This is a genomic window from Paenibacillus foliorum, assembly GCF_013141765.1.
Classification (GTDB): Bacteria; Bacillota; Bacilli; order Paenibacillales; family NBRC-103111; genus Paenibacillus_S; species Paenibacillus_S foliorum.
This window is the reverse complement of sequence record NZ_WHOD01000070.1, coordinates 227,229-249,211: the sequence shown is the minus strand read 5'-3', so window position 1 is coordinate 249,211 and position 21,983 is coordinate 227,229. Positions and strand designations below refer to the sequence as shown.

The 21,983-nt window shown below is 43.9% G+C and carries 21 protein-coding genes and 1 other annotated feature; of the genes, 19 read left to right on the top strand and 2 right to left on the bottom strand.

What is annotated here, in order from left to right; genetic code table 11:
• Positions 1-19 precede the first annotated feature (19 nt).
• The 7 genes from spoVE (at position 20) to ftsZ (ending at position 8,978) form a co-directional block, all read left to right on the top strand.
• A complete protein-coding gene (gene spoVE / locus GC093_RS19750; RefSeq protein WP_171653598.1) occupies positions 20-1,117 on the top strand; it encodes a stage V sporulation protein E in 1,098 nt (365 codons plus the stop codon).
• 39 nt (positions 1,118-1,156) lie between these two features.
• A complete protein-coding gene (murG, locus tag GC093_RS19745) occupies positions 1,157-2,221 on the top strand; it encodes an undecaprenyldiphospho-muramoylpentapeptide beta-N-acetylglucosaminyltransferase (protein ID WP_171653597.1) in 1,065 nt (354 codons plus the stop codon).
• Positions 2,222-2,803: 582 nt separating this feature from the next.
• Complete coding sequence (murB, locus tag GC093_RS19740; protein ID WP_171653596.1) at positions 2,804-3,709, top strand: UDP-N-acetylmuramate dehydrogenase; 906 nt, start codon at positions 2,804-2,806, stop codon at positions 3,707-3,709.
• Positions 3,710-3,724: 15 nt separating this feature from the next.
• Complete coding sequence (gene murA, locus GC093_RS19735; protein ID WP_171653595.1) at positions 3,725-4,993, top strand: UDP-N-acetylglucosamine 1-carboxyvinyltransferase; 1,269 nt, start codon at positions 3,725-3,727, stop codon at positions 4,991-4,993.
• Positions 4,994-5,401: 408 nt separating this feature from the next.
• On the top strand, positions 5,402-6,340 hold the full coding sequence (locus GC093_RS19730; RefSeq protein WP_171653594.1) for a cell division protein FtsQ/DivIB: 939 nt from the start codon (positions 5,402-5,404) through the stop codon (positions 6,338-6,340).
• Between the two features lie 183 nt (positions 6,341-6,523).
• Positions 6,524-7,795, top strand: a complete 1,272-nt coding sequence (gene ftsA, locus GC093_RS19725) for a cell division protein FtsA (RefSeq protein ID WP_171653593.1) — start codon at positions 6,524-6,526, stop codon at positions 7,793-7,795.
• A gap of 46 nt (positions 7,796-7,841) precedes the next feature.
• Complete coding sequence (gene ftsZ, locus GC093_RS19720; RefSeq protein WP_171653592.1) at positions 7,842-8,978, top strand: cell division protein FtsZ; 1,137 nt, start codon at positions 7,842-7,844, stop codon at positions 8,976-8,978.
• A gap of 101 nt (positions 8,979-9,079) precedes the next feature.
• On the opposite strand, the gene GC093_RS19715 is transcribed toward ftsZ, so the two are convergent.
• Complete coding sequence (locus GC093_RS19715) at positions 9,080-9,574, bottom strand: GNAT family N-acetyltransferase (protein WP_171653591.1); 495 nt, start codon at positions 9,572-9,574, stop codon at positions 9,080-9,082.
• Between the two features lie 643 nt (positions 9,575-10,217).
• On the opposite strand from GC093_RS19715, the gene spoIIGA reads away from it, so the two are divergent.
• The 11 genes from spoIIGA (at position 10,218) to ileS (ending at position 20,481) form a co-directional block, all read left to right on the top strand.
• On the top strand, positions 10,218-11,135 hold the full coding sequence (gene spoIIGA, locus GC093_RS19710; RefSeq protein ID WP_171653590.1) for a sigma-E processing peptidase SpoIIGA: 918 nt from the start codon (positions 10,218-10,220) through the stop codon (positions 11,133-11,135).
• 112 nt (positions 11,136-11,247) lie between these two features.
• Positions 11,248-11,970 carry an RNA polymerase sporulation sigma factor SigE gene (gene sigE, locus GC093_RS19705; protein WP_171653589.1) on the top strand — a complete coding sequence of 241 codons (723 nt, stop codon included), beginning with the start codon at positions 11,248-11,250 and terminating at the stop codon, positions 11,968-11,970.
• A 172-nt stretch (positions 11,971-12,142) separates the two neighbouring features.
• Positions 12,143-12,925, top strand: a complete 783-nt coding sequence (gene sigG / locus GC093_RS19700) for an RNA polymerase sporulation sigma factor SigG (protein WP_171653588.1) — start codon at positions 12,143-12,145, stop codon at positions 12,923-12,925.
• A gap of 163 nt (positions 12,926-13,088) precedes the next feature.
• Positions 13,089-13,388 (top strand): YlmC/YmxH family sporulation protein, encoded by a 300-nt coding sequence (locus GC093_RS19695; protein WP_171653587.1) that lies wholly within the window; start codon positions 13,089-13,091, stop codon positions 13,386-13,388.
• 141 nt (positions 13,389-13,529) lie between these two features.
• Complete coding sequence (pgeF, locus tag GC093_RS19690) at positions 13,530-14,384, top strand: peptidoglycan editing factor PgeF (protein ID WP_171653586.1); 855 nt, start codon at positions 13,530-13,532, stop codon at positions 14,382-14,384.
• Between the two features lie 14 nt (positions 14,385-14,398).
• Positions 14,399-15,097 carry a YggS family pyridoxal phosphate-dependent enzyme gene (locus GC093_RS19685; RefSeq protein ID WP_171653585.1) on the top strand — a complete coding sequence of 233 codons (699 nt, stop codon included), beginning with the start codon at positions 14,399-14,401 and terminating at the stop codon, positions 15,095-15,097.
• Positions 15,088-15,519 carry a cell division protein SepF gene (locus GC093_RS19680; RefSeq protein WP_171653584.1) on the top strand — a complete coding sequence of 144 codons (432 nt, stop codon included), beginning with the start codon at positions 15,088-15,090 and terminating at the stop codon, positions 15,517-15,519. Before GC093_RS19685 ends, GC093_RS19680 begins: the two co-directional genes overlap by 10 nt.
• 42 nt (positions 15,520-15,561) lie before the next feature.
• A complete protein-coding gene (locus GC093_RS19675; protein ID WP_171653778.1) occupies positions 15,562-15,822 on the top strand; it encodes a YggT family protein in 261 nt (86 codons plus the stop codon).
• A gap of 5 nt (positions 15,823-15,827) precedes the next feature.
• Positions 15,828-16,610 (top strand): YlmH family RNA-binding protein, encoded by a 783-nt coding sequence (locus GC093_RS19670; RefSeq protein ID WP_171653777.1) that lies wholly within the window; start codon positions 15,828-15,830, stop codon positions 16,608-16,610.
• Positions 16,611-16,727: 117 nt separating this feature from the next.
• Entirely contained in the window at positions 16,728-17,207 is a 480-nt protein-coding gene (locus GC093_RS19665) for a DivIVA domain-containing protein (protein ID WP_171653583.1), read from the top strand.
• 143 nt (positions 17,208-17,350) lie between these two features.
• Positions 17,351-17,604 (top strand) — a binding site (T-box leader).
• A 102-nt stretch (positions 17,605-17,706) separates the two neighbouring features.
• The gene (gene ileS, locus GC093_RS19660; RefSeq protein ID WP_171653582.1) at positions 17,707-20,481 is read left to right on the top strand and encodes an isoleucine--tRNA ligase; all 2,775 of its coding nucleotides are present in this window, start codon (positions 17,707-17,709) and stop codon (positions 20,479-20,481) included.
• A 70-nt stretch (positions 20,482-20,551) separates the two neighbouring features.
• Here ileS and GC093_RS19655 read toward each other — a convergent pair whose 3' ends face one another.
• Complete coding sequence (locus GC093_RS19655; RefSeq protein WP_171653581.1) at positions 20,552-21,307, bottom strand: TraR/DksA C4-type zinc finger protein; 756 nt, start codon at positions 21,305-21,307, stop codon at positions 20,552-20,554.
• A 178-nt stretch (positions 21,308-21,485) separates the two neighbouring features.
• Here GC093_RS19655 and lspA point away from each other — a divergent pair, with 178 nt between their 5' ends.
• Positions 21,486-21,977, top strand: a complete 492-nt coding sequence (lspA, locus tag GC093_RS19650; RefSeq protein WP_171653580.1) for a signal peptidase II — start codon at positions 21,486-21,488, stop codon at positions 21,975-21,977.
• Positions 21,978-21,983: the final 6 nt, after the last annotated feature.

Here is a 21,983-nt window from a genome sequence, read left to right as displayed (position 1 = left end):
AAGGGTTGAGGTGGCACGTATGGTAAAAGCACGGTCTGCTCCGGATGTAACGATGTTATTGTGTACGCTAATGCTTCTGGGTATTGGTGTCGTGATGGTTTACAGTGCCAGTGCGGTACTGGCCTTTCATGAATTCGGCGATTATTACTACTATTTGAAAAGACAGCTGTTGTTTGCGGTACTAGGCGTCGTAGCGATGTTCATTACAATGAACGTAGATTACTGGGTATGGAAAAAGTATGCAAAAATCGGGTTAATTGTTTGCTTTATTTTGCTTATTGCTGTCCTAATACCTGGTATCGGGGTCGTTCGTGGTGGGGCGAGAAGCTGGCTTGGGATCGCATCGTTCGGGATTCAACCATCAGAGTTTATGAAGATTGGCATGATCTTGTATTTATCCAAAATGCTTTCCGAGCAGCAAAATAAAATCACTTTGTTTACCAAAGGGCTTTTACCGCCGCTTGGTCTTGTTGGACTGGCTTTTGGATTGATCATGCTCCAGCCTGACTTGGGCACAGGAGTTGTGCTTGTTGGCGCGACACTTCTTATTATTTACACATCCGGGGCGCGTATGCTGCACTTATCTTCTCTTGGTCTCTTAGGACTGGCTGGCTTTGTAGGACTAATTGCAGCAGCCCCTTATCGACTGCAAAGAATCACTGCGTTTCTTGATCCATGGCAGGATCCACTTGGAGCTGGATATCAGTCAATTCAATCCCTATATGCCATCGGACCTGGAGGCTTGGTAGGCTTAGGCCTCGGAATGAGTAGACAAAAGTATAGCTATCTCCCTGAGCCGCAGACGGATTTTATTTTCTCGATCATAGCTGAGGAGTTAGGCTTCATTGGAGGCTCCTTCATTCTAATTTTATTTATGCTGCTGGTATGGCGTGGAATGCGCACGGCTATAACGGCTCCGGATACATTTGGAAGCTTGCTGGCTACAGGTATTGTTGGCATGATTGCGGTGCAGGTAATAATTAATATTGGTGTTGTGATCGGGATGTTCCCTGTAACCGGAATTACGCTGCCGCTGATTAGTGCGGGAGGTTCATCTTTAACATTGATGCTGACTTCGCTCGGCATACTATTAAATATTTCACGCTATGCGAGATGACAACAACTCGCATAAGCGGACGCAGAGGAGGTGACAGGATTGAAAAGAATAGTTTTTACAGGTGGCGGTTCTGCAGGTCATGTAACTCCGAATTTGGCTATCATTTCGAAGTTGCAGGCTGCGGGTTGGAACGTTCAGTATATTGGCTCCAAAGAGGGTATAGAACGTGAAATCATTGAGCATGCAGGCATTTCTTTCCATCCCATTTCTTCAGGAAAGCTTCGTAGATATTTTGACATTAAAAATATCAAGGACCCTTTTAAGGTGATAAAAGGAATCGGAGAAGCGTACAGGCTTCTTCGAAAGTTAAAGCCAGCGGTTGTTTTTTCCAAAGGTGGATTCGTTTCCGTACCGGTCATTCTAGCCAGTTGGCTAAACCAGATACCCGTAATCAGTCATGAATCGGATATGTCTCCAGGTTTGGCCAATAAAATATCGATACCCTTTGTCACACGCATCTGCGTTAATTTTCCTGAATCGTTGAAATATATCAAAGGTGAAAAGGGTGTTTGTACCGGACTGCCTATCCGTGATCAAATTACGAAGGGCAGAGCCTTTAAAGGGTATGATTTATGCAATTTTCATAAGCAAAAGCCGGTGCTTCTTGTAATGGGTGGGAGTCTTGGTGCTCAGAAAATAAACAGTGTCGTTCGTGAATCACTAGATTCATTGTTGGAGCAATATCAGATTGTCCATATATGTGGAAAAGGACAAATTGATGAAGCTTACGACAATCGTCGCGGATACAAGCAATTTGAATATATCAATGATGAGCTAGCTGATATTTTGGCAATGGCCGAATTGGTAGTTTCTCGTGCTGGCGCTACTTCGATATTTGAATTTTTGGCCCTCCGTAAGCCAATGCTGCTTATCCCTCTCACAAGACAAGCTAGCCGTGGGGATCAATTACTTAACGCAGCATCTTTTCAAAAGCAAGGCTATGCACAGGTAGTTTATGAAGAAAATTTGACCACTGCTTCTTTAATAGAAGGTATTAACGATGTTTACAAGAGCAAGGAGCAGATGATAGACCGCATTCGATCAGCTAAACAAACGAACGCTACAGAATTGATCATCAAATTGATTAAAGAGAATAGCCTTTAGTCGCCCCTTATATTACTGTGAGCGCATCCCGAAGGGACAGCGACGTCTTAGCAGGAATTGCTGGATGAATCTCAAACTGATAGCGTGTCCGTCATGGAAAGAGCGAAGTAGAAGTCCCGTACTTAAGAATAGCCATCAAGCGAATCCCGAAGGGACAGCGCCGTCTTAGCAGGAATTGCTGGATGAATCTCAAACTGATAGCGTGTCCGTCAGGACGAAAGCGTTCCTACATGTGGGAGATCCATCGTAAAGCGTGTTCCGTAGGAACGAAAGCGCTCATTGCACATATGCAGCAAAGGTACACCAGCGGGTGTCCAGAGGGCAGCAGCCCTCGGAGCCCTACCGGCGGGGAGGGTTTGGGTGGGGACTCACGTGGGGGATTATTTTAGGCGATTGTCACACTATTTCCGATATTACATAAACTACACTATAACCGTGACAGACACCCGTTGAAACAGCATACGGCAGGATGCAAGAAGTATAGCTCTATATAACACTTGCATAAAAGCTTGTATGGCTCATTTCGGATTCGGCTTGATGCCGGTACCGGAAACCGGAAAGTTCTGTGAAGGAGGTTTTCCCATGCAACAGGTCATTACACAATTGCAAAGCGGTACATTCGGTCAATATTATCTGAACGAACCGCTAGCGCCTCATACAACTTGGAAGATAGGTGGTCCGGCAGATTTACTGCTAGTACCGCAAACCAAGGAGCAGCTGATTGATGCCGTCAAGCTCCTGCATCAGTATGAAATCCCATGGACCATATTGGGACGCGGATCTAACTTGCTGATTGCTGATAAGGGGATACGTGGAGCAGTTATTAAGCTGGGCTCCGCACTTGAGACACTTCGGTTTGAAGGCGACGTGGCTTATGCTGGAGGAAGTTATTCATTTATTAAGTTCTCTGTCATGGCTGGCAAGGAAGGATTGACTGGATTAGAGTTCGCCGGAGGCATTCCGGGAACTGTGGGAGGCGCCGTCTACATGAACGCCGGGGCTCACGGCTCAGATGTGTCACGCATACTCATACGAGCTGAAGTGCTGCTCCCGACAGGAGAATTGGTGTATATGCAGCAAGCTGATTTTGAATATGCCTATAGACATTCAATACTGCAGAAACAGCCTGGTATCGTGACAGAGGCAGTTTTCCAACTGCAATTTGGCGACCGCGAGGAAATTGTAGGGGCTATGGCTTCGTACAAGGAGCGCCGTTTACGTACCCAGCCTTTGCAATTGGCATGTGCAGGGAGTGTCTTCCGTAATCCTGAAGGACATTTTGCTGCAAAGCTCATTGAAGAAGCAGGATTGAAAGGCCACAAAGTCGGAGGTGCGGAGGTTTCGCTGCTGCACGCTAATTTCATTGTCAACACTGGGCAAGCGACAGCTCACGACGTGCTTACCCTCATCGAACAAGTGCAACGTATCGTATTTGATACGTACGGCGTTAAACTGGTTCCGGAAGTTCTGATGGTTGGGGAGCGGTAAATCGGAGGTGGGACTTTGGAAAAGTTGGTTATCGAAGGTGGGAGACCTCTATCGGGAGCCATCAAGATTCACGGAGCGAAAAATGCAGCGCTGCCCATATTAGCGGCTGCAATGATGGCGGAAGGCACGGTTCATATTCAGAATGTGCCCAATCTATCGGACATCCAGGTGATGCTAGAAATTCTTCGCGCCTTAGGATGCCGCACCGGACATGTTGGTGATACGGTAACCGTCAATACGTCAACAGCGCATTCGTTTCATATCCCGGAAGACCAGATGAGTCAAATGAGATCATCGATCTTTTTAATGGGGCCGCTGCTGGCTCGTTTTGGTAAGGTGCAAGTCTATCAACCTGGCGGCTGTGCCATTGGTGAGAGAAAGATAGACTTACATTTGCGAGGGCTCTCTGCTTTAGGAGCAAGAATCGAGGAGTCCGGTAATACTATTGTTTGTACGGCACCGGAATTGAAGGGCGCTGAAATCGTACTTGATTTTCCAAGTGTAGGGGCTACGGAAAATATAATGATGGCTGCTTCCATGGCCAAAGGTTTAACTACGATTTCTAATGCTGCTAGAGAACCGGAAATACAAGACTTGCAAAATTTCCTTAATGCTATGGGAGCCAATATAATTGGAGCAGGGACTGACACAATTACCATTGAAGGTGTGTCAGATTTAACACCATGTACTTACCGTATTATTCCTGACCGTATCGTGGCTGGAACGATGATGATAGCCGCTGCGGTTACGCGTGGAAATATTACGCTGGAGAATGTTTGTGCAGGTCATTTAACCTCTGCCATTCATGTTTTGAAGCGTGCGGGTGTTCAAATAACAATTGACGGTGATATAATGAATGTAAGCTGTCTATCAAGGCCTAAACCGGTAGACCGCATTGTCACCTCTCCGCATCCGTCTTTTCCAACAGATCTGCAGTCACAGGTTATGGTACTATTATCTTTGGCTGATGGTCACAGTATATTAAAGGAAACGGTTTTTGAAGGTAGATTCAAGCATGTCGATGAACTGACGCGTATGGGCGCAGACATTCGGGTTGATTTGAACTCGGCGTTTATTAGAGGGGTGCCGAGATTGTATGGAGCTACCGTGGAGGCTACCGATTTACGTGCTGGAGCCGCACTTGTTATAGCAGGGCTGGCTGCTCAAGGTACGACAGTTATAGAACAGATTCACCATATTGATCGTGGTTATGACCGTATTGAACAAATGCTTTCCTATTTAGGTGCGAGCATTCACCGAACCTCGCCAGTTCCAACAGAGTAATTATCATATACGTAATGATAGAATGTGCAATCATTGAAATAGGCTTAGGTAAGGTTTCCTTATTCGAATAGAAAGTTTGTTTACCACTTGGCTTCGCTCGACCTTGAGCAACGCGCTCGTTCATGAGGATAGCGCAGTAATTTAAATTATTATGATCATTGCCGCTTAGTATCCTTCTTCTTATCTGGAAGGGGATGTTTAGCGGTTTACATAATGCAAGCAGTTTCAATAAATTGGAAGTTTGAAAAAGTGGAAATAGGTGTAATAACTGTTTTAATTACTTGAATTTTATCTCGCCAAGATGGAAGATCAGCATATGCTTAAGAAGTAAGTTTTTGCTAATGCAAAAACTCAGTAGAGGCTTACGAAGCAGGCTTTCCTAACGGAAAGCCCTTAGGAGGGACAACCTTGCACGCAGAAGAAAGACTGCCTGTCATTCAGAAGCCAAAGATAAAGAGTCGCAGCAGTAAAAAGCTGCTTGTATTTTTAGTTCTCTTTTTCATTACGCTTTTGTGTGTTTTGTTTTTTCAATCCTCCTTTAGTAAAGTATCTTCTATAGAAATTCAAGGTCAAGAATTATTAACTGCTGAAGCAATTGGACAAGCTTCCGAGGTTAAAGCGGGAGATCATTTCTTTTCTGTTTCTTCGTCGAAGATCGAAGACCATGTTAAAGCTCTGAAAATGGTTCAGTCAGTCAACGTATCCAAGCACTTCCCAGGAGTTATCCGTATTGAGGTGAAAGAGTATCCTAAGGTAGCTTATCAATTTGGCGAAAACAATCAGCCACAAGCGATTTTAGCAGACGGCAGCGTCATCACAGTTTCCAATGGAGTTAACTTTGTATTGGACAAGCCTATCTTATCGGGGTGGGCAAATAACGAAGCCATGAAAATTATGCTGTGTCAAGTATTGGAGAACGTTCCAGTGTCGTATTTAACCGATATTTCGGAGATCAAGCCAGAGCCTTCTGAATCATATCCGGACAAAATTAAAATGTACACAAGATCCCAATTCGAAGTTATTACCACGGTTGGCTATCTTCCGGAAAAACTCAAATACTTAGATTCTTACATTGCTAACCTGAAGGAAAACAAGATCAATATGGGTGTGTTAAAACTGCTTGAGGCGGATACCCATGCTCCTTTTGAAACAACGGATGCCAAGGGGGCATCCAAAGATTCATCGGGTAAGGGCAATTCTGGGAAAAATGTTACACCTGATAACAAGGCAGCTTCACCGACAGGCAATTCAAACCAAGATCCGAAGAAGGACTCTTCCAAGGATCCTTCGAAATCATCGTCTGTGAAAGATAATAAGGGCTCTGTTAAAGAAATCCCGAGAAATTGATAGTATATGCACTACTCAAGCTACTAAATTAATGATAGAATTGTTTCTATGTATATTTTGTTCTTAATAAGATGAAAAATCTTTTCTAAAAAAGAGGGAAATTCCCAATCATGTTGAATAAGTACAAAGGCTTTTATTTCTACAAAGCTCACATCTATTATATGTCACAGGAGGTGCCACAGGTTGAGCAGCAATGACATCATTGTTAGTTTGGACATCGGTACATCCAAAGTTCGTGCTATTATTGGGGAAGTCGTTAACGGCGCCATTAATATAATAGGGGTTGGATCAGCCGACTCGGAAGGTATTCGTAAGGGAGCCATTGTAGATATCGACCAAACGGTACAATCTATTCGCAGCGCGATCGATCATGCTGAACGGATGGTTGGTATTCAAATAGCAGAGGTTTACGTTGGAATTTCCGGGAATCATATCGCATTACAATCCAGTCATGGTGTTGTAGCCGTATCTAATGGCGACCGTGAAATTGGAGATGAAGACATTGAACGTGTTATTCAAGCGGCCAAGGTCATCCCTTTAGCTCCGGAACGAGAAATCATAGGCGTAGTTCCTAACCAATATTTGGTAGACGGATTGGATGAAATTCATGATCCTCGCAGTATGATCGGTGTTCGTCTTGAAGTACAGGCCACAATTATTACTGGGGCAAAAACTTCCATACATAATTTGCTTCGCGTTGTTGAGAAAGCAGGAGTGAAAGTTTCAGGACTTATTCTTATGTCTCTTGCATCTGGCCACTTGTGCTTGTCCAAAGATGAGAAAGCGATTGGGACTGTTCTGGTTGATATTGGAGCAGGTCAAACAACTATTGCCATTTTTGAACAAAATAATTTGGTTGCTACATCTACGTTACCTATTGGTGGAGAGTATATCACTAATGATATATCCATAGGACTACGGACTCAGGTTGATATTGCTGAGAAAATCAAACTTAAATTCGGTTGCGCTGTTATAGAGCATGCGGCGGCGGATCAAGTTTTCAAAGTAAATCGGATTGGCAGTAATGTGGATAAAGAATTTTCTCAAGTAGACTTGGCGAATATTGTTGAGCCACGTGTACAAGAAATCTTTCATTTGATTCAACTGGAAGTTCAGCGACTAGGTTATATGGAGCTTCCAGGTGGTTATGTATTGACAGGCGGTACAGTTTCCATGCCAGGAGTACTGGCAGTAGCTCAGGCAGAACTAGCGACCTCTGTAAGAATTGCTGTGCCTGATTTCATTGGTGTACGCGACCCTTCTTATACAAGCGGTGTAGGTATTATTCAATATGCTTATAAGTATCTGAGAGCCTCCAGACAATCGTCAAGCGCGGTTAAGAAAGCAGCATCGACCAACAAAAAGGTGACTGCTTCCAACGGTAGCAGTAGCAGCAGCGAACAAAAACCTTCGGTAATGGAACGATTTAAAAATTGGTTGAGCGAGTTTATTTAAGGGTACACCTAAGGCTTGAAGCTTAACGAGGGGGAAGAGGTAGGCTATGTTTGAATTTGATATGGACATGGATCATTTAGCCAAGATAAAGGTTATTGGTTGTGGCGGAGGCGGCAGCAATGCAGTCAATCGTATGATTGCCAATGGAGTTAAAGGTGTAGAATTTATTACCGTAAATACAGACGCCCAAGCTCTACATACATCGAAATCGGAACAAAAGCTTCAGATCGGTGATAAACTGACTCGCGGTTTAGGAGCAGGCGCTAATCCTGAAGTAGGGAAAAAAGCAGCTGAAGAATCTAGAGAGTTGATCTTTAATACGCTTAAAGGCGCAGACATGGTATTTGTAACAGCAGGTATGGGTGGAGGTACCGGAACAGGTGCAGCTCCAGTTATTGCTGAAATTGCAAAAGAGTGCGGAGCGTTGACAGTTGGTGTTGTTACACGCCCGTTCACGTTTGAAGGCCGTAAACGTGCTGCTCAAGCCGAACAGGGAATAGCTGCGCTGAAAGAAAAAGTTGACACGCTTATTGTCATTCCTAATGATCGGTTGCTTGAAATTGTTGATAAGAAAACTCCAATGCTGGAAGCGTTCCGTGAAGCAGACAATGTTCTACGTCAAGGGGTACAAGGGATTTCAGACTTGATCGCAGTACCGGGTCTAATCAATTTGGACTTTGCCGATGTTAAGACAATCATGACTGAACGCGGATCGGCATTAATGGGGATTGGCGAAGCTTCAGGTGAAAACAGGGCAGCGGAAGCTGCTAAAAAGGCGATTCAAAGCCCATTGTTGGAAACTTCCATCGACGGAGCACGCGGTGTTCTAATGAACATCACAGGAGGCGCTAACTTATCACTATACGAGGTTAATGAAGCAGCTGACATTGTGGCTTCTGCGTCTGATCTTGAAGTGAATATGATCTTTGGAGCAGTTATTGATGAATCCTTTAAGGATGAAATCAAGGTTACCGTAATTGCCACCGGCTTCGAGCACAAGGCTATGCCACAGGCACCTGCGCGTAAGCCAATGGGCAACCAAAGCAGCCAACATCAGCAATCAGCTGAGCCTACTGATAATCGTGTTAACAATTTACGTCCATTTGGCAATCAGCCTTCGAATGATCAATTGGATATTCCTACATTCCTTCGTAACCGTGGAAGAAACAACTTGGATAAATAGTAGATGCTATAATAGCATTCATAAGAAATCCCCTGCCGATTTTTGTAAGACCGGTCAGGGGATTTGTTTATATTAGAACCCATAGCTAAGTTGTGTTTATATTAAAATGGTGTTTGCGTAGCAATCCGGTCCTCTGAATGAAAGAGATCGATATAATGCGTAGAGTGAGGAGTAGGATCATTAGAGTGAAACCCTAATTTCTCATAAAACTGGGCAGCCAGCGGATTATCCGTTTTTAAAGTAAGGCGTACATAATAGTCTTGGGCGTAGCCAGTTACTACTTTCACGAGCTTATGGCCGATTCGTCTGCGGCGGTATGCTGGTAAAACGTAAAGCCGTCTAACGCGTCCTGTAGTTCGATCCTGTAAGTATGGGTCTTGATTTAAGCCACAAATTCCTATTAGCTGATTATCTTCATAGGCGCCGTACAATACCTCTCCAGGTTGATCAAACCGGTTATGTCCGCTTTCAAATTCGGAGACAAGCCTCTTCACCAAACGAAAGCCTTCATCTTCGCTTTCACGTAGCAACTGACTCAATTCCCTCGCGTCTAGCCAATCTATTCTTCGTATAACGATATCTTTCAGTTGTTTCACCGCCTCAAAGATTGGTTTTCCTTTCTACTACTCACTATACATCAGATTCATCACAATGTGTTTGTTTATTGCTCTTGCCTATGCCCTTTGCTCTTGCCTATGCCCTTTGCTCTTTCCCTTGCACCTTTGCCCTTGGCTCTTGCTCTTGTCCTTGTCCTTGTCCTTGTCCTTGTCCTTGGCTCAAAAAAACAGGATCGATCATGATGATCCTCCCTCCCTCTACTCCGCGCTAAGCGAGTGAGTGGAAGCTGCGACGGAGGGAATGGGGTGTGCCGGAGAGTTTACGAGTCTCCTTTGAAGCGGTGTTCCCACTACCTTAGTCTAATCTAAGGAACACCGCTTCAACAGAGACCGTAGGCACACCCCTTCCCGCAGGAGCAATAGCTTCCACTCACGAGCGGCCCCCCATTATCTGACAAAAATAGTTACATCTAATCGGCAAATTTAGACAGACATTGGAATAGTATTACTATATACTTGTCTCATTCGCGGTAACCTAGCAATCATAGAGCTAATGCCAAAGCAAGTTTTACTTATGTAAAACTCAGTTGAATGCTTGTAAAGACAATTTTCATTACCGATATCAGCTGATGCTTACGAAGTAGTTTTCCATATGGAAAACTCTCAGGAGGTAGTAGAGGAAATGATTGTATATGTCGATATCATTTTCCTCGTTAATGTGCTGATTGATGCCGCATTGTTATGGACAACAGCAAGATCAAGAAAGCTGGAGTTTCGCTGGTGGAGGCTTGCTTCCTCTGCTTGTATTGGTGGGGGTTATGTTGTCTTCATGTTTTTCCCTCCGCTATCGTTTCTGTTTACATTTGGAGTTAAGTTTTTATTGTCTCTTCTTATGCTGCTTACAGCGTTTGGCTTCGGAGGTATGCGGTATTTTTGGAGTAATGTTGGTACTTTCTATATCGTCAATTTTGCTGCGGCGGGAACGATTTTGGGTGTGCATTATTTTTGGATGTCCTCTAGTGATGTGATGAACGGAATTTTGTTTACACAATCTGGAGGTACGGAACATGAAGTACAGATAGGGCTGCTGTTTTTGTTTGTTGTGTTGTTGTTCGCAGTTTGGTTATATCGACACGTACATCAAGCAGCGAAGCGTAAGGATGATCTTGCCTCATTTCTTGCTAAAGTGGATGTCTATATTGATGGGTTTGCATCTAGCTGCACGGGACTCATTGATACTGGCAATCAGCTGTATGATCCGTTGACTAAAACGCCGGTCATGGTGATGGAGCTTTCCCAATGGGGCGAAAAAATTCCGGATTCATGGAAACTAAGGATAGAGCGCGCAGAAGTTGATCAAATTTTGATGGCTATAGGTACAGAAGAGTTTGAATGGCAGGATCGGCTGCGATTAGTTCCTTATCGTGGGGTAAACCGCAGCACGCAGTTTATGCTTGCTATAAAACCTGATAGAGTCGTGATCACTATGGGGGATAAACAGTTTGAAGCCATGAAAGTGTTGATTGGGTTTGATAGTGGGAAATTAAGCAGTGATAATGCGTATCAAGCTATTATACATCCGAACTTGTTGCAAACTTAAACACCGTTGCATGTGACCTAAGCATCCATGACAACAGCGTAGAGAAATCTAAACGTAGCTTATGCGTGCTATGCAAGCAAAGCTGCGCAAAACTCTAAGGAGGAACACAAATATGCTCGTGAAGTGGAAGCTGATTCTGCAAATCTATTATTTCCGTCTTTTGCTGCTGTTGGGACTTAAGGGGGAGGAAATATACTATATAGGCGGAAGTGAAGCGCTGCCGCCTCCACTCACCCGCGAAGAGGAAGAATACTTGCTGGAGAAGCTGCCCTCAGGAGATTCTGCGATCAGGGCTATACTGATTGAGCGAAATCTGCGGCTTGTTGTCTACATTGCGCGTAAATTCGAAAACACAGGAATTAATATTGAAGACCTGGTTTCTATCGGGGCTATAGGATTAATCAAAGCGGTAAATACATTCGACCCTGAGAAAAAAATCAAACTGGCTACCTACGCATCACGTTGTATAGAAAATGAGATCTTGATGTATCTTCGACGCAATAGCAAGATCCGGACTGAGGTTTCTTTTGATGAACCGCTTAATATCGATTGGGATGGCAATGAGCTTCTGCTCTCGGATGTATTAGGCACGGAGAACGACACTATTTACCGTAATATTGAGGAGCAGGTTGACCGAAAGCTGCTGCATAAAGCGCTTGACAAGCTATCCGAACGTGAGCGGACGATTATGGAGCTGAGGTTCGGCTTGCAGGATGGGGAAGAGAAGACTCAGAAGGATGTAGCTGACATGTTGGGCATCTCACAGTCTTATATTTCTCGGTTGGAAAAGCGCATTATTAAAAGGCTGCGTAAAGAATTCAATAAAATGGTGTAAACTGGAAAAAACATTTTTTGAAGGTTATTGTAAGCGAATCCGCGCCTGTGCTGATTGGTTTTGCTGGCTTTTTTATAACGAGTGGAACAGGGAGGGGCACAGAGGCATACGCATAAAAAAGCATTCCAAGGAGATAATTAACAGTAATGTTTCTCCTTGGGAGGTAGTCACGGTGACCCGAAACAAAGTTGAGATTTGCGGTGTGGATACTGCAAAGCTTCCTGTTCTGACCAACGCGGAAATGCGTGAATTATTCGTTCAGCTGCAAACCAACAATGAACGGTTGGCAAGAGAGAAATTGGTAAACGGTAATTTACGATTGGTGCTTAGCGTGATTCAGCGTTTCAACAATCGCGGCGAATTTGTGGATGACCTGTTTCAAGTTGGATGTATTGGACTGATGAAGGCGATTGATAATTTTGACTTAAGCCAAAATGTTAAATTTTCCACGTATGCCGTACCTATGATCATAGGCGAGATTCGTCGCTATTTACGGGACAATAATCCAATTCGCGTATCACGCTCGTTAAGAGACATTGCCTACAAAGCACTTCAAGTTCGCGATAGCCTGACCAATCAGAACTCTCGTGAGCCGACCATTTACGAAATTTCCGAAGCATTAAACGTACCTAAAGAAGATGTTGTGTTTGCATTAGACGCTATTCAAGACCCTGTTTCACTGTTTGAGCCGATCTATCATGATGGGGGCGACCCGATCTATGTAATGGACCAAATTAGCGACGATCGTAACAAGGATGTTTCTTGGATTGAGGGAATTGCTCTTCGTGAAGCTATGCATAAGCTGAATGACCGAGAAAAAATGATATTATCTATGCGCTTCTTTGATGGCAAGACCCAAATGGAAGTAGCGGATGAGATTGGTATTTCTCAAGCTCAGGTATCCAGACTCGAAAAATCAGCTATTACTCAGATGCAGAAGCATGTTAAAAATTAGAACGAAACAAGACTTACTCATCTAAGTAATAGGTGGTAGGTCTTTTTTTATTTATAAAATGGCTCGATCAGAAGATTTTTTGCGAGGATGTACATTTTGCCCAAGTTTCACATACATATAGTAGTAGCAGGTCAGAATCCAAATGATACGTGGTGGTTGCAGCGTGAAAATATCGGATTTTCAAACCAAAGACGTAATCAATATTGTGGACGGCAAAAAGCTGGGCCAAGTGAGTGATTTAGAATTGGATCTACGGAATGGGCGAATTGAGTCCATTGTTGTCCCGAATGGCAGCCGCTTTTTTGGCCTTTTCGGTGGAGCGACGGATGTGGTAATTCCATGGAAAAATATTGTGAAAATCGGAATGGATGTCGTGCTGGTAAAGATCGATGATGTACGAAGCTTCCGTCAACAAGAGGAAACGGAATCTCCGACGGAGTACAATCGGCAGTATCGCGGGTAATCATGATTTTACTGAGCAGCACACGGACGAATGCTAGCCGCGCACCGCGGTTTATGCAGAAGTATGTGTGCTGTTTGCATTTCATCGTGTATACTATTAAGTAGAGTATTGGGAACGGGTAATGGTACAGGAGGCGATTGTATGGAACCGTTTTTATTGCGAAAAGAACAGAACGGATGCGGGCTTTTGTTTATAAAAAATTGGTTGGAAAAAGACTCCGGATTAACGGCTGGTTTTACATCACGTCTTGGCGGTGTCAGTGAACCTCCATTTGGCAGTCTCAACTGCGGCCTGCATGTTCAAGATAGTTCAAGCCATGTAGTGAACAACCGCCAACTATTGGCTGAAGCACTCCATGCTCAGTTAGATGATTGTACCTATGCAGAGCAAGTACATGGCAATGAGGTAGAGGTTATTACTAAGGCGCATGCGGGTGCTGGTATTCATTCAAGAGAAGAAGCGATTCAATCCAAAGATGCTTTCGTAACGAACCAAACTGGAATATTTCTTCATGCGCTGTTTGCGGATTGTGTGCCCCTTTATTTTTATGATCCCATTCATAGAGCCATTGGGCTGGCCCATGCCGGCTGGAAAGGAACAGTGCTGCAGATTGCCAAAGAGACCATCAAAGCGATGCAGAGAGAATACGGTTCTACTCCGGGAAAAATAGTTGCTGCTATTGGTCCGTCCATTCAAGCCTGCTGTTATGAGGTGGATGAGGTTGTCCTATCCAAAGTGAGAGAGGTTATGGCCGAATTGGAAATTGCCGATGACGCAGGAGAAAATTCTTCAATTTATGAATATTCAGGTAATGATAAATACAAGTTAAGCTTGCAACAATTAAACCGACAAATTATGATAAAAGCAGGAATTATGCCAGAACATATCGAAATAAGTAGTTTATGTACAAGTTGTCGTACTGATTTGTTCTTTTCGCATCGCAAAGAAAGCGGGAAAACAGGCCGGATGGCTGCTTGGATTGGGTTATATGAATAGAGGTGACTTACGTTTTGCTGCTAACGCATAATATACAGCATGTTGAGGACAAAGTATCGAGAGCGTGTGCTCGTGCCGGGCGTGACCGTAACGATGTACAGATCATTGCAGTAACTAAATACGTTTCGGTGCAAACTACGGGACAGGTGCTTCAGCAAGGACTGCGTCACATTGGAGAAAACCGTTGGCAGGATGCTGAGCCGAAGTGGGAAACATTCAAAGATCAGGGTATCTGGCATTTTATCGGCCATCTGCAGACTAATAAGGTGAAGGATGTTATCGGAAAATTTGCCTACATACATTCCTTAGACCGGTTATCACTTGCCAAAGAAATTAATAAAAAAGCAGCGGCATTAGGAATACAAGTCGAATGCTTTATACAATTAAACATTTCAGGCGAGGAGACGAAGTACGGAATGCCGCCTGAAGAACTATCTTCATTCATTGAAGAACTGCAGGCTCTTAAGCAAATCCGTATTATCGGTTTGATGACGATGGCACCATATGAAGAGGAACCTGAATTAACAAGACCGGTATTTAGAAGGTTACGTGAACTTAGGGACGAGCTTAACCAGAAGCAAAGTCTTGGATATGAAATACCGCATTTGTCAATGGGGATGTCGGGCGACTTCGAGGTGGCGATAGAAGAAGGAGCGACCTGGGTGCGGTTGGGTTCCATTTTAGTTGGGAAAGAGGAGATAACATGGGAATGATGAACAAGTTCATGAATTTCATTGGTATCCAAGAGGAAGAAGAAATTATTGAACGCGAACGTGTTGTAGAACAATCGGATGAACATGAAACCAATCAGCCTGAACAACGTAAAACAAAAGGAAACGTCGGCAACGTCGTGAGCATCCATTCACAAAAAAATGTCCGAGTAGTGCTGTTGGAGCCTAAGTCTTATGAGGATACGCAGGAAATCGCTGATCATTTGCGTTCACGCCGACCTGTTGTTGTGAATCTGCATCTGGTACGCCCAGATCAAGCAACACGTATAGTGGACTTCTTGAGCGGGACCGTATATGCGCTCAATGGTTCAATTTCTAAAATTGGCCCTAACATTTTTCTTTGTACACCGGATACTGTTGAAATTCATGGGTCCATCTCGGAGATACTAAATCACGAGGTATAGACTACCACACATTAAATTGAGGTGAATAGCTTGTTGGGTACTATTTATGGTTACATTGGAACGCTCATCGAAATCTATACATACATGCTGATTGCATATGTGCTTTTGTCTTGGCTCCCAAGTGCAAAAGAAAGCTTTATCGGAGAAATGTTAGGCAAGCTTTGTGAGCCTTATTTATCGATATTTCGGCGGTTTATTCCCCCTATTGGCGGTATGATTGATATTTCGCCAATCGTAGCTTTGATCGCGCTGCGTTTTATCGGCGAGGGAATTCGTGCGGTTCTATCTTTTTTTGTTAGGTGATTGGATTGAATACGGACAATATACTAAGTCACTTTCATCCTGATGAGCATCGGTTTGTTGACAAGGCAACTGAATGGGTGGAACGTGCGGAACAGCATGCAGCTAAACTGACGGATTTTTTGGATCCGCGGCAAGCTTTTATTGTAACGACACTTGTGAACCGAACCACAGATGTACAAGTGCGGTGGTACGGTGGGCATGAATCAGCCGAACGCAAACGAGCTCTGATTGCCCCTGACTACCGCGAACTGGATAGCGAGGATATGGGTATTACCTTAATTGCAGTCACCTCTCTCGATGATAGGCTGAAGGATTTGGACCATGGAGATTATATGGGTTCCATACTGGCTTTAGGGATGAAAAGAGAGAAGATAGGTGATATTCATGTCACCGAGCATGGATGTCATTTCTTAGTGGCAACAGAGGTAGCTGATTATATGAGGCTAAATCTGCAGCAGGTGCATCGCATACACGTACAAACCGAGCAGCTTCCAATCGATCGATTGCAGGCTTCGGATACTAAGCTGGAGGAGAACAGCCTTTCGGTTGCCTCTTTGCGTTTGGATGGTATTGTGAGCGATGTATATCATATGAGTCGAGCTAAAGTCCTAATCCCAATTAAAGCAGGGCGTTGCAAGGTGAATTGGAAACAAGAAGAGGATCCGAGTAAGCCATTGCGATCGGGTGATGTTGTTTCATTGCAGGGCTTTGGACGTTTTAAAGTGCTGGATATTGAAGGGATTACAAAAAAAGGAAGATATCGCGTAAAAATCGGCAAATATGTATAGCGCCGATTTTTTTTGTTGTGGAATGAAGGAAAATGAAGGGAACTGTCGAATATAGCAATACGCGCAGGACAGGAGTTAAGTTAATACATGTTTTCTAAATATTCAGGAGGTGCAGCAATGCCTTTAACACCGTTGGATATACATAATAAAGAATTTGGACGTTCATTTCGTGGGTATGATGAGGACCAGGTTAATGAATTTTTGGATTTGGTGATTAAAGACTATGAAGCTTTGATTCGGGAAAATAAAGATTTGCAAAATCAGTTGGTTACTATCCAAGAACGACTGAATCATTTTTCTACAATCGAAGAAACGTTAAGCAAGACAATTATTGTAGCCCAAGAGGCGGCAGATGAAGTCAAGAACAATTCCAAGAAAGAGGCACAGTTAATTATAAAAGAAGCGGAGAAAAATGCGGACCGAATCATTAACGAATCATTGACGAAGTCGCGTAAAGTTGCCGTGGAGATCGAAGAGCTGAAGAAACAGGCCTCTATCTATCGCACGCGGTTCCGTACCTTATTGGAAGCCCAATTAGAGCTGCTTAGCAAAGAGGATTGGAATTCATTGGAGCGGATGGAAGTTGAACAGACGTAACTAACGTTCGTATTTATGTTATGACTGTGTAAGTTGACGCAGAGCTTCAATTTCGCTATACTCCAGTATAAGTAACAACCACTGGTAGTGTCGGAAGTTATAATTTTAAGTAAGTGGTTGCAAGTAAGTGAAATTAATAATGATGTAAAGCGTTGACTGGGACGAGTACTTTACGTACGCAGTGCTAGCGAGTCGGGGATTTGGTGGGAGCCTGATCACTGTAGTAGACGAAAATCACCCATGAGCGTCTCTTGAATAACAGTAAAGAAGATCGGATGATCCCGTTATAGATCAATGAGTGAAGGTCAGTTGCTGCCATCGGAGGTGTCGTTTTTAACTTCTATGTTGGAGCAGCAGCCTTAATCAGGGTGGTACCGCGAGACTTCTCGTCCCTTTTGGGATGGGAGGTTTATTTTTGTTTCGTCCACCCAAACTTTAGGCTACTAGCCGCTCAACGAGTTGGGTAGTTAAAAATTTATATTGTGGAGATGAAGCTGAGATGGATTATGGAAAAACATTAAACCTGCTGCAGACCGAATTTCCAATGCGCGGCAACTTGCCACAAGCCGAACCGAAGCTACAGCAGCATTGGGAAGAAGTCGATATTTACGCCAAGGTACAGGAAAGTCGCAAAGGGAAGCCAAAGTTTATTTTGCATGACGGACCTCCTTATGCTAATGGAGATATTCATATCGGCCACGCACTGAATAAAACGTTGAAGGACATCATTGTAAGGTTCAAAACGATGCAGGGCTATGATGCGCCATATGTGCCAGGCTGGGATACACACGGCTTGCCGATTGAGCAGGCTATTGCCAACGGAGGCAAGGTAGACCGCAAAAAAATGAGCGTTCACGAGTTCCGTAAATACTGCGAAGAATATGCACTACAATCCGTAGAAAAGCAAAAATCACAGTTTAAGCGATTGGCTATCCGTGGAGATTGGAAAAATCCTTATATTACTTTGCAGCCTAAATACGAGGCCCAGCAAATCCGCGTTTTTGGCGAAATGGTCAATAAAGGTTATATCTACAAAGGTTTGAAGCCTGTTTATTGGTCTCCATCCTCAGAGAGCGCTCTGGCAGAAGCAGAGATCGAGTATCAAGACAAAACATCTACATCTGTATACGTAGCATTTCAAGTCAAGGACGGCAAGGGCAAGCTGCCAGAAGATGCTTCCATAGTTATCTGGACTACGACTCCTTGGACACTTCCTGCTAACTTAGGAATCAGTCTGCATCCAGAATTTGACTATGCAGTAGTTTTGGCTGATGGGAAGAAGTATGTTTTAGCGCAAGGGCTTTTGGAAGCAGCCTCCAAGCAAATTGGGTGGACGGATGTTCAAGTGCTATCCCAAGTAAAAGGAAGCGAATTGGAGTATGTGCTGTGCCAACACCCGTTTTATGACCGTACTTCTTTAGTCATGGTTGGCGATCATGTAACACTGGAAGCAGGTACAGGCTGTGTTCATACAGCTCCTGGACATGGTGAGGATGACTTTGTAATTGGTCAACGCTACAATCTGGGCGTATTATGCCCTGTGGATGATCAGGGGCATTTTACAGCAGAAGCTCCAGGCTTTGAAGGAGTTTTCTATGATAAGGGCAATAAAATGATTACGGAAATGCTGAAGGAGTCGGGTCATCTGCTTCAAATGAGTATGATTCAGCACCAGTATCCCCACGATTGGCGCACGAAAAAGCCGGTTATTTATCGGGCGACTGAGCAATGGTTTGCTTCTGTAGACAAGTTCCGTCAGGAGATGCTGGAAGAAATCAAACGGATCAACTGGACCCCGAACTGGGGAGAGGTTCGTCTTCACAATATGATCGCGGACCGCGGAGACTGGTGTATATCTCGTCAAAGAGTATGGGGAGTGCCGATCCCGATCTTTTACTGCCGCAGCTGTAATGAGCCGTTAGTAAACAACGAAACCATTGAGCATGTTGCACAAATATTTGAAAAGGAAGGCTCTAACGCCTGGTTTCAAAAGGAAGAAAGCCAACTGCTGCCAGATGGTATCGCTTGTCCGAAATGCGGGCATACGCATTTTCGCAAAGAAACGGATATTATGGACGTATGGTTCGACTCCGGATCAAGCCATGTCGCAGTATTGGAAACTCGTGAGGAGCTGCAATGGCCGGCTGATATGTACTTGGAAGGCTCCGATCAATATCGCGGCTGGTTTAACTCATCTTTAATTACCGGTGTTGCTGCAAAAGGACAGGCGCCATACAAAGGAATTTTGAGCCACGGCTTTACACTTGACGGGGAAGGCCGCAAAATGTCGAAGTCGCTTGGAAATACAATCGATCCTAATAAAGTATGTGATAAGCTAGGTGCTGATATCCTGCGTTTGTGGGTGTCTTCAGTTGATTATCAGCAGGATCATCGGATCTCCGATAATATTTTGACTCAAACCACTGAAGTGTATCGTAAAATCCGCAACACACTGCGTTTCCTGCTTGGAAATCTGTATGATTTTAACCCGGCAACGGATCGTGTAGCCACTGATACTATGAGTGAGCTAGATCGTTTTGCAATTGTGCGGTTGAACCGTATGACAGATCGTGTAATAAAAGCATATGAGTCTTACGAATTTCATGTTGTATACCAAGCTGTACATCATTTCTGTGCAGTAGAGCTGAGTTCCTTCTATCTGGATATCATCAAGGATCGCTTGTATGCTAACCTGCCTGATGATGCAGCACGAAAAGCGGCTCAAACCGTATTATATGACGCTCTGACGGTAATAACTAAATTGATTGCTCCAATTTTGCCGCATACGGCTGATGAAGTATGGAAATACATTCCTGGAGTGGAGCTTGAGAGCGTGCAGCTTAGTGAGCTTCCAACTGTAGACAGTTCATTGTATAACGAGGCGGTAGAATCGAAGTGGGAACGGTTTATCAACTTGCGTGATGATGTGTTAAAGGCATTAGAGGAAGCGCGTAAGGAGAAATTGATCGGAAATTCCCTTGGAGCAGCTGTTCATTTGTATCCTGATGCTGAAACTTTGGAGCTTCTGCAAGGATTCGAGCAGCTGGATCAATTATTTATTGTATCAGCGGTTGAAATTCATGAATTAGGTGCTGCTGTTCCGGCAGAAGCGCTCAAAATTAAGGGTCTTGCTATCCATATCACGGTCGCAGAGGGCGAAAAGTGTGAGCGCTGCTGGATCGTTACACCTGAGGTCGGTCACGATCATGAGCATCCGACGCTTTGTAAACGTTGCTCGGGTGTAATCAAACTGAGCACCAGTGCTAATTCTTAATAGTACCAGCGGGCAGCTCCGGCATAAGATTCAAGTATCTTGTGCCGGATTGCTCGTTAGGCAAAGCGTACTAACCTAAATAGTCACTCTCGGAGTCAGGATCGAGTTCAAGCAGACCTTCACCTTCGCCGCTGTGCATATAATCATGATAAGCTTGGTTTCGCACAACAGTTACATGCTGGCCATACATATCGGTTGCCAGAAAGCTTTCAAAAGATTCAACATAACCAACATGCTCATCTGCTTCAATTTCCATATCATTGTAATTATTGGAGACGTTAGGATCCTCAGCCATAGCTGGAGTGTTGGAAGTTCCCCAGCTTTCGACGATTTGCCATGCGTCCTCGCCATCGAATTCGGTTTGTTTAGATAGCTCATCTAAGCTGGATCTGCCAAATGGAGGAGCTAGAAGCTCTTCTTCAATTGGACGGTTATTAGAAGTATGTGGGTCTGGAACATGCTCCATGCAATAAAGTGTTGTCGGGACAGCCTGTAATCTCTCGAAGGGAATGGACTTCCCACAAGTATCGCATAGTCCATATTTCCCATTATCCATTCGGAGCAGAGCATCTTTTACATCGGTAAGATGCCGTTCGCTGCTTTCGTTTAAAGCTATATCCTTACTGCGCTCAAACATTTCGGTTCCGAGATCGGCTGGATGATTGTCGTTGGTTGATAATTCACCGGTTTGAAATCTTAATGATTCATTAAGACCGTATTGGTCATTGGATTCAAGCTTTTCTTCCAGCCATTGCTTCTCTTCCTGAAGAACGGATTTTAAGCCTTGAAGCTGCTGCGAATCCAATTTAAGTGGCTGACTACACATTTAGGAATGCCTCCTTAATAATATCGCAATGCTACTATTTTTTACTCAAACTGTGTTTTTTAAGATAGGAAAATGCTTGCATCATTGGAAAAGAAAAATAAGGATGAGCGCATAGGCGAAATCCGGTAATGCTTACGAAGAAAGCTTTGCATATGCAAAACTCTAGGGAGATGAAACATTGAGATATTATATATATGCACTGATCGTGCTTCTATTGGATCAGGTGACCAAATGGGCGATTGTCAACAGACTTATGCTGGGTGAATCGCGACCGGTAATAGGTGAGTTTTTCCAAATTACATCTCATCGCAACCGTGGGGCTGCTTTCGGGATTTTGCAAGATCAACGTTGGTTTTTCATCGTCATAACCCTGGTAGTTGTAAGTGGAATTGTATGGTATTTGCGTAAAACGTTCAGAGAAGGTCGTAAGCTTCTGCCATTTGCATTAAGCTTGCTGTTAGGCGGAGCGCTTGGCAATTTTATTGATCGTGCTTTGTTTGGCGAGGTAGTTGATTTCTTGCAGTTTCGTTTTCAATTTAATTGGTTTGGCAGTCCTGTGGATTATACTTACCCTATTTTCAATATCGCGGATTCGGCAATTGTCGTAGGAGTAATTTTGATTTTTGTTGATTCTTTAATCAGCTGGAGACAAGAGAAAAGAGGCGCGTAAACGAAT

Coding starts and splice junctions, on each gene's coding strand:
- murB (WP_171653596.1), top strand. CDS start 2,804: ATGCAACAGGTCATTACACAATTGCAAAGCGGTACATTCGGTCAATAT.
- ftsZ (WP_171653592.1), top strand. CDS start 7,842: ATGTTTGAATTTGATATGGACATGGATCATTTAGCCAAGATAAAGGTT.
- GC093_RS19665 (WP_171653583.1), top strand. CDS start 16,728: ATGCCTTTAACACCGTTGGATATACATAATAAAGAATTTGGACGTTCA.
- GC093_RS19680 (WP_171653584.1), top strand. CDS start 15,088: ATGGGAATGATGAACAAGTTCATGAATTTCATTGGTATCCAAGAGGAA.
- pgeF (WP_171653586.1), top strand. CDS start 13,530: ATGGAACCGTTTTTATTGCGAAAAGAACAGAACGGATGCGGGCTTTTG.
- spoVE (WP_171653598.1), top strand. CDS start 20: ATGGTAAAAGCACGGTCTGCTCCGGATGTAACGATGTTATTGTGTACG.
- spoIIGA (WP_171653590.1), top strand. CDS start 10,218: ATGATTGTATATGTCGATATCATTTTCCTCGTTAATGTGCTGATTGAT.
- GC093_RS19655 (WP_171653581.1), bottom strand. CDS start 21,307: ATGTGTAGTCAGCCACTTAAATTGGATTCGCAGCAGCTTCAAGGCTTA.
- ileS (WP_171653582.1), top strand. CDS start 17,707: ATGGATTATGGAAAAACATTAAACCTGCTGCAGACCGAATTTCCAATG.
- sigE (WP_171653589.1), top strand. CDS start 11,248: ATGCTCGTGAAGTGGAAGCTGATTCTGCAAATCTATTATTTCCGTCTT.